Source organism: Pseudomonas sp. EB271-G4-1, assembly GCF_058791355.1.
In genome coordinates this window covers 22,135-34,189 of record NZ_JBYTEO010000004.1, presented here as the reverse complement: position 1 = coordinate 34,189, position 12,055 = coordinate 22,135, and the positions used below count along the sequence as shown (strand labels likewise).

At 58.9% G+C, this 12,055-nt stretch carries 12 protein-coding genes; 3 read left to right on the top strand and 9 right to left on the bottom strand.

All coding sequences use genetic code 11. The annotated features are described in order from the left end of the window. Positions 1-113: 113 nt before the first annotated feature. The 5 genes from AC3WWR_RS03145 to AC3WWR_RS03125 form a co-directional block, all read right to left on the bottom strand. Positions 114-1,343: a methyltransferase gene (locus AC3WWR_RS03145; RefSeq protein ID WP_492598447.1), complete on the bottom strand. Its 1,230-nt coding sequence runs from the start codon at positions 1,341-1,343 to the stop codon at positions 114-116. Then, on the bottom strand, positions 1,324-2,013 hold the full coding sequence (locus AC3WWR_RS03140) for an ABC transporter permease (RefSeq protein ID WP_033038935.1): 690 nt from the start codon (positions 2,011-2,013) through the stop codon (positions 1,324-1,326). The genes AC3WWR_RS03145 and AC3WWR_RS03140 overlap by 20 nt, the downstream gene beginning before the upstream one ends. Then, positions 2,010-2,705: an ABC transporter permease gene (locus AC3WWR_RS03135; RefSeq protein WP_020795754.1), complete on the bottom strand. Its 696-nt coding sequence runs from the start codon at positions 2,703-2,705 to the stop codon at positions 2,010-2,012. Before AC3WWR_RS03135 ends, AC3WWR_RS03140 begins: the two co-directional genes overlap by 4 nt. Before the next feature lie 71 nt (positions 2,706-2,776). Beyond that, positions 2,777-3,523: an ABC transporter substrate-binding protein gene (locus AC3WWR_RS03130; protein ID WP_020795753.1), complete on the bottom strand. Its 747-nt coding sequence runs from the start codon at positions 3,521-3,523 to the stop codon at positions 2,777-2,779. Positions 3,524-3,536: 13 nt separating this feature from the next. Then, a complete protein-coding gene (locus AC3WWR_RS03125; protein ID WP_007972784.1) occupies positions 3,537-4,310 on the bottom strand; it encodes an ABC transporter ATP-binding protein in 774 nt (257 codons plus the stop codon). Positions 4,311-4,873: 563 nt separating this feature from the next. Here AC3WWR_RS03125 and gabP point away from each other — a divergent pair. Continuing rightward, entirely contained in the window at positions 4,874-6,265 is a 1,392-nt protein-coding gene (gabP, locus tag AC3WWR_RS03120; RefSeq protein ID WP_020795752.1) for a GABA permease, read from the top strand. Positions 6,266-6,336: 71 nt separating this feature from the next. Here gabP and AC3WWR_RS03115 read toward each other — a convergent pair whose 3' ends face one another. The 4 genes from AC3WWR_RS03115 to AC3WWR_RS03100 form a co-directional block, all read right to left on the bottom strand. Further along, entirely contained in the window at positions 6,337-6,789 is a 453-nt protein-coding gene (locus tag AC3WWR_RS03115; RefSeq protein WP_033038931.1) for a hypothetical protein, read from the bottom strand. Between the two features lie 6 nt (positions 6,790-6,795). Beyond that, positions 6,796-7,212 carry a hypothetical protein gene (locus tag AC3WWR_RS03110; protein WP_151143847.1) on the bottom strand — a complete coding sequence of 139 codons (417 nt, stop codon included), beginning with the start codon at positions 7,210-7,212 and terminating at the stop codon, positions 6,796-6,798. Positions 7,213-7,250: 38 nt separating this feature from the next. After that, positions 7,251-8,213 (bottom strand): alpha/beta hydrolase family protein, encoded by a 963-nt coding sequence (locus tag AC3WWR_RS03105; RefSeq protein ID WP_492598446.1) that lies wholly within the window; start codon positions 8,211-8,213, stop codon positions 7,251-7,253. 68 nt (positions 8,214-8,281) lie between these two features. Further along, the gene (locus AC3WWR_RS03100) at positions 8,282-9,340 is read right to left on the bottom strand and encodes a PDDEXK nuclease domain-containing protein (RefSeq protein WP_020795748.1); all 1,059 of its coding nucleotides are present in this window, start codon (positions 9,338-9,340) and stop codon (positions 8,282-8,284) included. A gap of 260 nt (positions 9,341-9,600) precedes the next feature. Between AC3WWR_RS03100 and AC3WWR_RS03095 the strand changes: the two genes are divergently transcribed. Beyond that, positions 9,601-10,050: a hypothetical protein gene (locus AC3WWR_RS03095; protein WP_020795747.1), complete on the top strand. Its 450-nt coding sequence runs from the start codon at positions 9,601-9,603 to the stop codon at positions 10,048-10,050. A 417-nt stretch (positions 10,051-10,467) separates the two neighbouring features. Continuing rightward, complete coding sequence (locus tag AC3WWR_RS03090) at positions 10,468-11,958, top strand: aldehyde dehydrogenase (protein WP_033041034.1); 1,491 nt, start codon at positions 10,468-10,470, stop codon at positions 11,956-11,958. Positions 11,959-12,055 lie beyond the last annotated feature (97 nt).

Genomic DNA, 12,055 nt, shown 5'->3' with positions numbered 1-12,055 from the left:
GGTTTTTTATTCAGTGAACGAAATTTGATCAGCGTTGTTTCAGGGCTGAAGCAGCTGTAAAGATTGGATCCATGAATATTTCATCAACAGAGTTATCCACAGGCTGTGAGGCGTTAAGGGTGTTCCGCCAGCAGCAGGATGTTACGCGGTGTGATCGAGGATTCGCAGAAGGTGCCGAGGCGAACGGTGTAACCCTGTTCTTGCAGGAAAAGGGCCCGATCGAGCACCAGCCAAAGCTCCAATGGGCGTCGGAAAAGTCCGCGCAGGAGCTCTAGATTGCGTACCTGGGCAAGGCGCTGCCATCCGGCGGCCTCGAGCTCGGGCCAATTTTGGGCGCCGACTGTGGATAACTCTTTGAGTTCGGCCAAGTGCTGGCAGTATTCGGCAAAGGATTTTTCCAGCCAGGCGCTTGGCAGGGATGGGGTTGGCAGGTACTCGTCGACGCCGCGCAGTTGCCTTTGCAACAAGTCAAAGCCCAGGCGTCGGGCCATCGAGGTGTCGCGTTGGCGTCGTACGCGGGCGCCGGCGGTGACGGTTTCACTCATTGGCAGCCCCAGGTCGTCGAGGGACAGCTGCAGGTCAGAGTATTGCGCGGCCGAGGACATCGGCGAATACCGTGTCAGGTGGGTCCGGTTGTAGCAGCAAGGGGCGATGGCCAGTTGCTTGCAGCCGGCTGCGCTGGCGAGCCGGATCAGTCTCACGTGCAAATCGCCGCAGGCATGCAGTGCGACGGGTGTATGTCGAGCTTCCAATAGCGCTGCCGCATTGGCCGCCAGTACGTCCTGTTCGACATGCAGCGCGTGCAGTCGATGGTGCTGGCTGAGTGCCTGGCCGCTGGCAACCAGCGCTGGATCGTATTCCAGGCAGGTGAGTTGCTGTCCGGGTTGTAGCAGGCGGCGGCCCAGATGTCCCTTGCCCGAGCACCAGTCCAACCAATGCCTGGCGGGATCAGCAAACTGCAGTCGACCGGCAAAGGCTTCAATTTGCTGCCACTTGCGCCCTGGTACATCCACATTCAATCGATGAGCCGGCGCTTCGAGCGTATGAGCAGGCAATTCATCCAGCGCACTCAGTGCCAGGGACATGTCCGCCAATGCAGCAAAAGGCTGCGGCGCATCGACAAGGGCAGGGTGGTTGTGAGCGCTTTCCGCCTCTTCCAGCGATCGCCCGCGAAGCCAAGTGGCGAGTTCGGGGTAGGTGGTTTCCCAGGGCAGTTGCAGATGTGTGAAGGGGCGAGGTTTCCACAGGGCCTGATGCGCTGTCAGAAAAGTGTCCAGCGCGGTGAAACGGGCGAGCAGTTCCTCGCCCGTCAGCACCTGAGGATCAACGCCCTTGGCAGGCATCGACGCGCAACCAGCGCTCCAGCAGCTTGAAGCCGCGTACCAGCACGTAGGCCATCAGCAGATAGAACATGCCAGCGGCGAAGAAGATCTCCACCGGCAGGTAGGTCCGGGCGATGATGGTACGGGCCATGCCGGTCAGTTCCAGCAACGTCACGGTGCTGGCGAGGGCGCTGGCCTTGAGCATCAGGATCACTTCGTTGCTGTAGGCCGGCAGGCCAATGCGCGCCGCGCGGGGCAGCATGATGTAGATCAGCGCCTTGGCTTTGGACATGCCCAGCGCCCGAGCCGCTTCGATCTCACCCGGCGGTATCGCCTGGATCGCGCCGCGCAGGATTTCAGCGATGTAGGCGGCGGTGTGCAGGGTCATGGTGGCTGTCGCACACCAGAACGGGTCGCGCAGGTAGGGCCACATTGAGCTATTACGGATCGCGTCGAACTGCGCCAGCCCGTAATAGACGAGGAACAGTTGGACCAGCAACGGCGTACCGCGGAAAAAGAAGATGTAGGCGTAGGGAAACGCTCGCACCCACCACAGGCGCGACGAACGCGCGATGCCCAGTGGGATCGCCAGCAACAGGCCGGCGATGACGGCAATGGCGACCAGTTCCAGGGTCAGGGTTGCGCCCTGGGCCAGTTTCGGCAGCCACTTGATGATGACTTCCCAGTTCATTGGGCGCTCCTCGCGAAGCCGCGAGCGGCGCGTTTTTCCAGGAAGTGCATGCCGGTCATGGCCAGAATCGTCAGACTCAGATACATGAACGCCGCGACCATATAAAAGGTGAACGGTTGCTTGGAGACGGTCACGCCGATTTGCGCGTGACGCATGATTTCTTCCAGGCCGATCACCGACACCAGCGCGGTGTCCTTCATCAGGATCATGAACAGGTTGCCCAGGCCCGGCAGGGCGATGCGCCACATCTGCGGCATGATCAACTTGGTGAAGATGCGAAATTTCGACAGGCCCAGGGCCACGCCGGCTTCACGATGGCCTTTGGGTATGGCGAGGATCGCGCCGCGAAACACTTCCGTGGCGTAGGCGCCAAAGCACAGGCCCAGGGCAATCACGCCCGCAGCGAAGGCATTGAGCTCAAGGTCGGGGTTACCGAAAAACTCGCCCAGGGCGCGCATCAGGTTAACGGTGCCGAAGTAGATCAACAGCACCCAGAGCAGCTCCGGGATGCCGCGAACCAGTGTCGAGTATGTGCCGCCAAGCCATTGCAACGGCTTGTACGGGGAAGTCTTGGCCAAGGCGCCGAGCAGACCGAGCACCAGCCCCAGGCACAGGGCCGAGAGTGCCAGTTTCACAGTCATCAGCGCGCCAGCGGCGAGCGCCGGGCCGAATCCGTAGAGGTCGATAATCATGGATTTCTTTTCAAATCGCGGCAGGCAATACCGTGACCGGCGCCATCAGGCGCCGGTCAGGCAGGTCAGGATCAATAGATGCTGAACGGGAAGTACTTGTCGTTGATCTTCTTGTAGGTGCCGTCGGCAACGATTTCCTTGAGCGCAGTGTTCAGCTTCTCGCGGATAGGGTCGTTCTTGCGAACGGCGATACCGATCTTGTCGCTTTCTTCCACTGGGTCGCCTTTGAACTCGTAGGACTTGCCTGCGTCGCTCTTGAGCCACTCGTAGTTGACGTATTTGTCGGCCAGGATGCCGTCAAGGCGACCGGAAGTCAGGTCCAGGTAAGCGTTTTCCTGGGTGTCGTAGAGTTTGACTTCAACGCCTTCCATGTTGTCTTCCAGCCAGGTACCCGCCAGCGTCGCGCGCTGCGCGCCGATCACTTTGCCCTGCAGGGAAGCCTTGTCGGTCTTGAAGTCGACGTCTTTCTTGGCGATGAACTGCAGCTTGTTGGAGTAGTACGGGTCGGTGAAGTCCACCGCTTGCTTGCGCTCGTCGGTGATCGACATCGAGGAGATCAGGAAGTCGAACTTCTTGGCGTTCAGGGCGGGGATGATGCCGTCCCAGTCGGAGGTCACGACGGTGCACTCGACTTTCATCTTGGCGCACAGGGCGTCGCCGATTTCCTTGTCGAAGCCGACGACATTGCCACTGGCATCTTTATTGTTGAACGGCGGGTAGGCCGCTTCGATGCCCATCTTCAGGGTTTCGGCCATGGCACCGGCGCTGAACGCCAGGGTAACGGCGGCGGCCAGGAAGACCTTCTTGTAATTGCGCATGCGGTTAGCTCCGTTAGCGGTTGCTGGACATGAATTGTTTGCAGCGCGCCGAAAGCGGGTTTTCAAACACCTGCTGTGGCGATCCTTGCTCTTCTACCAGGCCCTGGTGGAGGAACACCACTTCGCTGGAGACCTGACGGGCAAAGCCCATCTCATGGGTGACCAGCAGCATGGTGCGGCCTTCTTCGGCCAGTGCGCGGATGACATTAAGTACTTCCTGGACCATTTCCGGGTCAAGCGCGGAAGTGGGCTCGTCGAACAGGATGACCTTGGGCTGCATGGCCAGGGTGCGGGCGATGGCCGCACGTTGTTGCTGGCCGCCGGACAATTGCGCCGGGTAGGCGTGGCGCTTGTCGGCGATGCCGACCTTGGCCAGCAGGGCTTCGGCGACTTCGATGGCTTCGGCCTTGCTCTGGCCAAGTACGCGGCGCGGGGCCTCGATGATGTTGTCGAGCACGCTCATGTGCGGCCACAGGTTAAAGTTTTGAAATACAAAACCTATTTCGCTGCGCAGTCGGTTGATCTGCTTGCCGTCGGCAGCGACCAGTTCGCCGTTCTTCGCGGCCTTGAGCTTGAGTTCCTCGCCGGCCACCAGGATCTGACCCTGGTGTGGGTTTTCCAGCAGGTTGATGCAACGCAGGAACGTGGACTTGCCGGAACCGGAGGAGCCGAGGATCGAGATCACGTCGCCGTCGCGGGCGGTCAGCGAGATACCCTTGAGTACCTCCAGCGAGCCGTAGCGTTTGTGCAAGTTGCGGATTTCAAGCGCGGGCGTGGCCTCAGCCATGTGCGTTCCTCATTGTGTATTCGCTCCTGCTGTTGGTGGCCTTCCTGGCGAGGCGGCCAAGCTAGCATAGCGTTTCAAGGGCAGCCAACAGCGCTACGGGCAGTAAACGGGTGGTATGTGGCAGGTTGTCGCATCGGTACAGCAGACTGTCGCCCCATCAACAACCGAACAGCCGTTTGAACCCTGCTTTCAGACAAAAGCGCGGTGGCTGTCGCGTAAAAAAGGGCGCGATGTTGCCAGCTTTGGCGGGGGGTTGGAAGCGCTAAAGGGCCAAAGGTGCCGGATCTGCCCTTTTATCGTGCATCGAGGAATTTCTACGTGTGTTTCCGGTGCGCTGGATTGCTCCTAAAGTGAGTCGCAGGGTAACGCTTTGGCAAAGTGCCATTAATATCAATGGCTTGCGATGACTGTCCGGTCAGGATGAAATTCCCGAGCTAGACGGCTTTGAAACATTTTGGCGCAATTATTGCGTGCAGATTCCGGAACGCCCCGTTTGTTTCTTTTTACAAGAAGGAACACAAGCGGGATGCATGCATTCGCTTTTCCTTACAAAGGTAGTTTCAATGAGCAGTATCCAAAGCTCTAACGGCCTCGAACAGGGGCTCAAACCGCGGCATGTCACCATGCTTTCGATCGCCGGGGTTATCGGCGCCGGCCTGTTCGTTGGCTCGGGCCACGCCATCGCTGCAGCAGGCCCGGCCGTGCTTCTGGCTTACGCCGCCGCCGGCATGCTGGTAGTGCTGGTGATGCGCATGCTCGGTGAAATGGCTGTTGCCTCGCCGGACACGGGCTCCTTCTCGACATACGCCGATCGCGCGATTGGTCACTGGGCCGGTTTCACCATCGGCTGGCTGTACTGGTGGTTCTGGGTCCTGGTGATTCCGTTGGAAGCCAACGCCGCCGCAACCATCCTGCACGCCTGGTTCCCAGGTGTGGATATCTGGGCCTTTGCCTTGGTCATCACGATGCTGTTGACCGTGACCAACCTGTTCAGCGTGAAGAACTACGGTGAGTTCGAGTTCTGGTTTGCCCTGATCAAAGTGTTGGCCATCATCGGCTTCATCGTTCTGGGCGTCATGGCCATTTTCGGCTTCCTCCCGGGCAGCCAGGTCAGCGGCGTTTCCCATCTGTTCGACACCCAGGGCTTCCTGCCAAACGGCATGGGCGCGGTGTTGGGCGCCATCCTGACCACCATGTTCTCCTTCATGGGCACCGAGATCGTGACCATTGCGGCTGCGGAATCGAAGAACCCTGGCAAGCAAATCTCCAAGGCCACCAACTCTGTGATCTGGCGGATCGGCTTGTTCTACCTCGTATCCATTTTCATCGTCGTGGCCCTGGTGCCTTGGAACGATCCGGTGCTGGCGAGCCTGGGCTCCTACCAGACCGTGCTTGAGCGCATGGGCATTCCTAACGCCAAGATGATTGTCGACATCGTCGTACTGGTCGCCGTGACAAGCTGCCTGAACTCGGCGCTGTACACCTCGTCGCGCATGCTCTTCTCCCTGGGCAAGCGCGGCGATGCGCCGGCCATGTCTACTCGCACCAACAAAAGCGGCACCCCTTACTGGGCGGTGATGCTGTCCACTGGTGCTGCGTTCCTGGCAACCTTCGCCAACTACGTGGCCCCGGCTGCGGTGTTCGAGTTCCTGTTGGCCAGCTCCGGCGCCATTGCGCTGCTGGTATACCTGGTGATCGCGATCTCGCAACTGCGCATGCGCAAGCAGCGTATGGCTCGCGGCGAGAAAATCGTGTTCAGCATGTGGTTGTTCCCGGGCCTGACCTACGCGGTGATCATTTTCATCGTCGGTGCCCTGACCATCATGCTGTTCCAGGAAGCTCATCGTGTGGAAATCCTCGCGACTGGCCTGCTCAGCGTGCTGGTGGTGGCTGCTGGTTTGCTGGTGGCTCGCCGTCGCAAGCTGGAAAAAGGTGGCGCGGTGGTGTTGAACTGATTCATACCGCGTAACGCAAAACGGCCGCTGTCAGTGATGACAAGCGGCCGTTTTTGTTTCAGGCGTAACCGTTACTCGGCTTTTTCTTTCGGCGTTTCCAGCGACTCGCGGTAGACATCCAGTGCTGCGCTGAAATCGGCGATGAACTGTGGCTCGCTCAGCCATGCCTGGGCGGCGTCGCGGTCCATGCCGTCGGCCCACATGCGGTAGTCGATCAGCATATCGGCGGCCAGGTGAGTGGCGGCCATGCCTTCGTCATCGGCGTTTTCCATGTCCAGCAGTTCTGGGTGGTCGATGATGATGAAGGCGAGATTCGTCAGCAGCACGGCAAGCATTTCCTTGCGGCTGATGGCTTCGGCATCGCGCATTTTGCTGAACATTGCCAGGGTGTAGTCCGGGATCGGCTCGCCGATTTCGCCAAGGTCATCGTCCAGCGCGGCGGGTTTTCTGCCGTGGATATTGATTTGCTTGGCTTTGGCTTTTGCGCGTTTTGCGCGTTTCTGTTGCTTGTTCAGGGAGGCCATGGGAACTCAGTTCGGTTTCTGTTGGGTTTGTGCCGCGATGGCGTCGGACGCCGCCACGTAGTCAGCCTGGAAGGCTGGTGATTCGATCCACGCCAGGGCGCCCGCTTCGTCGGTTTCGGCCGACCATTGGCGATATTCAATCAGTGCGGCGAGGATAAAGTCCATCGCGCCTTCTTCGCCTTCCTGCTCGTACACCAGTTCCAGCAACGGGTCTTCGAGGAAGGCCGCGCACATGGCTTGCTGGCTGATCTTCTCGGCGGCGATCATTTTCTTGAACAATTCGGTCAGGTCCACCGATTCGAAATCGATGCGGTCGTCGTTCGGGTCGAGCTCGACCGGCGCGGCAGCCCGCTGGGTGCGGTTCTGCTTGGCCTTGGCCTTGGCGCGGGAGGCGCGTTTGTGCTGCTTGTTGGCGGAGGCCATGGGCGTCGTTCCGTATTTCGTTGAAAAGGGCTGGTGGCTCAGTTGCGTGGCACTGTTTGCCCGGGTGTACCGGGGGCCAGCTCGCCGTTTTGCAGCCAGGACAGTGCGATGGGCCATAGTGTGGCTTGGTATGCGCTGCGAAAAAAGGCGAAATGTCCAACTTCTTGTTCGCCGATGTCTTCGGGGGTTATGCGCAGGTGGGTGTTTGTGCTGCCAGTGAAGTAGCGGAGCAGGCGTTCGATGGCGGGGATTGTGCCGTAGGGATCGTCGCTGATGCTGATCGCCAGGGTTTTCGCGGTGACCGCAGCGAAGTTCCTGACATGGCTGTCCTGGCCGCTGGGGCGCTTTTCGTAACGAGCGGTGGGCGTGCTCCAGTCTTGGACTACACCGGCCGGGGTGTCTTCCAGCCAGCCGAGGCGTTTGCCGGGAAAATATCCGCACAGCCTCGTCACCACCGGCATTACCACGTGCCACTTGGCAAACATCCGCCAGCGGTGAGCGGGTGCATAGTCGCGCCAGTAAGCGAATTGCGCGCCGACCGTTACCAGGTGGCGAATGAGCTGGCCGGATGCACCCAAGCCCGCTGCGCAGCCTCCAAAGCTGTGACCGACCACGTCGATCGACTGGCCGGGAAAGTCACGCTGTACGCGCTTGAGCATCGCCTCGAAGTCCAGGGCGCCCCAGTCGGACCAGGTCGCTTTCAGTCCTTTCATAGACGCTGGCCGTGATTCGCCAATGCCGCGGTAGTCGTAGGTGATGACATCGAAGCCGTTGGCAAACAGGTAATCGGCGAAACGCGAGTAGTGTCGGCAGCGGACCGAGGTGGCAGCGTTGATGATGACCACTGCCCGGGAAGTGTCCTGCCGCGCATGCCGCCAGGTGAAGCCGCCGAGGATGAAACCGTCGGCGGCAGCTTGCTTGAACGGTTCGCCCGAAGTGCCAGGCGTCAGTGGCAGCTCGATTTGAGTCGGGGCGAGTGAGGGGGCGTCCTGCAAATTCATTGGCGTCGGACCTTTGCGGGTAGCTGCCTAAGATAGTCCTCATGTCGCGCCTGAACAATCGAGCCGCTTTACTCAGGCATCTGGTCGAAAAGGCGCTCTTCGAGCCTTGCTCGTTCCCGATCCAGTTCCGCTCGCAGCTCATCCTCGCTCGGTAGTACCAACTTGTATTTGCTGGCGAAGAGTTGCTCATTGCCCTGGAGGACCGAATAGCGCACTACAGACTCGTTTTTTTGCGCGCAGAGAATAATGCCGACAGTTGGGCCGTCTTCCTCGCTTCGTTTGATATCGTCATACATGCGCACATACATGTCCATCTGGCCCACATCCTGATGTGTCAATTCTCCGCGCTTGAGATCGAAAATAACAAAGCATTTGAGCAGGTAATTGTAAAACACCAGATCGATGTAGAAGTCTCGACCTTCGGTGCTGATGCGTTGTTGGCGGGCAATGAAAGCAAACCCCTTACCCAGCTCAAGCAGAAAACCCTGGAGTTGCTCGATCAGGGCCTGCTCAAGTCTGGTTTCCAAGACGATTCCGGTATTGGGTAGGCCAAGAAACTCCAGCATCACGGGATCCCGGATGAAATTCCGGGGATCGTTGCTCATTGGATCAATGTTGGTGGCGGCCTCTGCCATGACTGCAAACTTGTCACGACTCATCAGGAGACGTTCGTAGTAGAGCGTATTGATCTGGCGCTCAAGACTGCGGCTCGACCAGTTTTGGCCAGCTGCTTCGTCCATGTACCACTTGCGCGCCTTCTCATTGTCCACGCGTAGAAGCCTGCGGTAGTGCGTCCAGCTCAATTCGAGACGCAGTGCGTCTCGAATTGGAAACGCCTGATAGAACAGGCGCATCTTTCGCAAGTTGGTTTCGTCAAAACCCTTCCCGAACTCCACTGTCAGCACCTTCGCAAGCGTTGCCAGCAACTGCTTGCCGTATACCGCGCGCCGGGAGCCCTCTTGTTCAAACTCCACTATATGTCGTCCGATGTTCCAGTAGGTTTGCACCTGGGCGGTATCGACTGCTCGCAGTAGCTTATGTCGCGCCTGCCGGATTAACTCACCAAGATGGCCAACCAGTGAGGTGATTTGTGGATCTTGTGTGTGATGGGGTTCGAGGGCGCTCATGAAGTCTTCCGCGGCAGGTTTAACAGGCAGAAGAGGATGGCAAGAGTGGGCTGTCAGTGATGCAGGACGCAACTGAGAAGCGCGAAGGAAATGCCAGCTACGTCGGCACGATCGGGCTGATGGTAGGTGAGGTCATCGGAGCGATCCTTGTAGTACGTTTCGTAGCGCATTCAAGTACAAATCGTTCTAAAACATGACGACCGCGCCGGAAATCAAAATTAGGTAACGAAAGGGTTCCGCGGAGCCCGGGAGGCGTCATCATGAAGTATGTTCAGACACTGTTCCTGCCCTTTGTTGTCGCTATCGGCATGTCGATGTTTCCGGTCATCGGACAGGCCGCCAGCCTCGAACCGGTCGACACTTCGGGTGTGCAGGTCCAACGCCAGGAACAAAACGGAATTGCCTACCTGTCCGGTGGTATCGGTGAAGATGAGGCGAAAGCCATCCAGCAAACCAAGGGTTACAACCTGCATATGACATTCTCCGTCGGTGTAGGTAATGAATACATTCCGGATGTCAATGTCGCCATTCAAAACGCGCAGGGGAAAAGTGTGTTGACCCTGACTGAGGCAGGTCCGCTGGTTTACGTTCAGCTGCCGCCTGGCAAGTACACGGTCGTTGCATCGCGTGCTGGTCAGGAGCGACGTGATACCGCGGATGTTGGCTCGGGGGCTGCGCGCAACCTGGTATTTCACTGGAGTGACAGTTAGCCGTGTCGTAAGGCGTGTGGCGAATTCCTCAACTCTCACATCCGCAAACAGCTGGCTCCACAGCTGTTTGCGGAGCACCGCGCGCTAGAGTTTGCGGTGTGCAAACGCGCGATGGATGGTTTGCAGAACAAACACCTGGGGGATGTGTTAGCGGATGCTGCTGATATTGCCCTTGTTGCCTTTTACAACTGGTAGGAGGGAGTGCCAGGTAGACGTAGGAATTTCAAAGGCGGTAGATTTGTTAGATCCCGAGCATAAAAAAGAAATCTTGCCTGCTGCTCCAGAACCTCGTCGCTACCCAGTTTTTTCTTGGGAACCGAGCACATTTTTACTATTTTTCCTCGCCGCGAGAGTAGAGCACCATCCTGCGAAACCAATAAAAACTGACCGTATCGGCGGTTGGCATGGGAGTAGCGTGTGCTCGATCTCAACTACTGGCAGCAGCGGGCTGCCCACCAAACATTCATTGAAAATGCCTTGATCGCAGGGCAGCCGGTCGCGTGCGCCTCGGGGGCGACTTTCGAGGTGATCAATCCGGCGACCAATCAGCGGCTGGCCTGTGTCGCGGCATGCGGCGAGGATGAAGTGAATCTTGCGGTACGTTCGGCTCGCCAGGCGTTCGAAGAGGGAACGTGGGCTCACATGGCTCCGGTGGAGCGCAAGAAGATCCTGATCAGGCTTTCCGAACTGCTCCTGGCCAACCGCGAGGAGCTGGCATTGCTTGACTCGCTGAGCATGGGCAAGCCGGTCATGGATGCCTACAACATCGATGTGCCTGGCGCGGCCAGTGTGTTCGCCTGGTACGGTGAAGCCCTGGACAAGCTCTACGATCAGGTCGCGCCCACCGCGCGCAATGCCCTCGCCACCATTACTCGCGAGGCACTGGGAGTGGTCGCCGCCGTGGTGCCATGGAACTTCCCGCTGGACATGGCGGCCTGGAAGCTCGCTCCGGCATTGGCCGCCGGTAATAGCGTGGTCCTCAAGCCCGCCGAGCAATCGCCGTTTTCAGCCTTGCGCCTGGGTCAACTGGCGCTCGAAGCCGGCATCCCGAAAGGGGTGTTGAACGTTGTCCCCGGCCTGGGTGAAAGCGCTGGCAAGGCCCTGGGCCTGCATCCTGATGTGGACTGCCTGGTGTTTACCGGCTCGACCCAGGTCGGTAAATATTTCATGCAGTACTCGGCGCAGTCCAACCTCAAGCAGGTCTGGCTGGAGTGCGGCGGCAAGAGCCCGAACCTGGTCTTCGAAGACTGCCAGGACCTGGACCTGGCTGCGGAAAAAGCCGCGTTCGGCATTTTCTTCAACCAGGGCGAGGTCTGCTCGGCCAACTCCCGGCTCTACGTGCAACGTTCTATCCATGATGAATTCGTCGAGCGCTTGATCACCAAGGCTCGGGCCTGGCTGCCCGGTGATCCGCTGGACCCTGAAAGCAAAGCCGGTGCGATCGTGGATAGCGAGCAAGCCGCTCGCATCATGCAGGCGATCGAACAAGCACGTGGTGATGGCGCGAAACTCCTGGCAGGCGGCGAGCGCCTGACGATCAATGGCTCTTCGAACTTCATCCAGCCGACGATTTTCGCTGGCGTGGATAGAAACATGCGCCTGGCGCGTGAGGAGATTTTCGGTCCAGTGCTGGCCATCAGTGCCTTCGACTCAGAAGAAGAGGCGATTGAGTTGGCCAACGACAGCATCTATGGTCTCGCCGCGTCAGTCTGGAGCGATGACCTGAACCGCGCTCATCGTGTGGCTCGGGCATTGAAGGCCGGGACTGTCTCGGTCAACACCATGGATGCACTGGATGTCGCCATTCCTTTCGGCGGCGGCAAGCAGTCCGGCTTCGGGCGCGATCTTTCCCTCCATTCATTCGACAAGTACACGCAACTTAAAACCACCTGGTTCCAGCTTCGTTAACACCGCTTCCATAGGCCACGTCGCAAGGCGTGGCAGGGGAAAACCCGACTGCACGCACTCCTTGGAGTGGCGTGCTTTTCCTGCTTGTGGGGCATAT

Coding starts and splice junctions, on each gene's coding strand:
- AC3WWR_RS03145 (WP_492598447.1), bottom strand. CDS start 1,343: ATGCCTGCCAAGGGCGTTGATCCTCAGGTGCTGACGGGCGAGGAACTG.
- AC3WWR_RS03140 (WP_033038935.1), bottom strand. CDS start 2,013: ATGAACTGGGAAGTCATCATCAAGTGGCTGCCGAAACTGGCCCAGGGC.
- AC3WWR_RS03135 (WP_020795754.1), bottom strand. CDS start 2,705: ATGATTATCGACCTCTACGGATTCGGCCCGGCGCTCGCCGCTGGCGCG.
- AC3WWR_RS03130 (WP_020795753.1), bottom strand. CDS start 3,523: ATGCGCAATTACAAGAAGGTCTTCCTGGCCGCCGCCGTTACCCTGGCG.
- AC3WWR_RS03125 (WP_007972784.1), bottom strand. CDS start 4,310: ATGGCTGAGGCCACGCCCGCGCTTGAAATCCGCAACTTGCACAAACGC.
- gabP (WP_020795752.1), top strand. CDS start 4,874: ATGAGCAGTATCCAAAGCTCTAACGGCCTCGAACAGGGGCTCAAACCG.
- AC3WWR_RS03115 (WP_033038931.1), bottom strand. CDS start 6,789: ATGGCCTCCCTGAACAAGCAACAGAAACGCGCAAAACGCGCAAAAGCC.
- AC3WWR_RS03110 (WP_151143847.1), bottom strand. CDS start 7,212: ATGGCCTCCGCCAACAAGCAGCACAAACGCGCCTCCCGCGCCAAGGCC.
- AC3WWR_RS03105 (WP_492598446.1), bottom strand. CDS start 8,213: ATGAATTTGCAGGACGCCCCCTCACTCGCCCCGACTCAAATCGAGCTG.
- AC3WWR_RS03100 (WP_020795748.1), bottom strand. CDS start 9,340: ATGAGCGCCCTCGAACCCCATCACACACAAGATCCACAAATCACCTCA.
- AC3WWR_RS03095 (WP_020795747.1), top strand. CDS start 9,601: ATGAAGTATGTTCAGACACTGTTCCTGCCCTTTGTTGTCGCTATCGGC.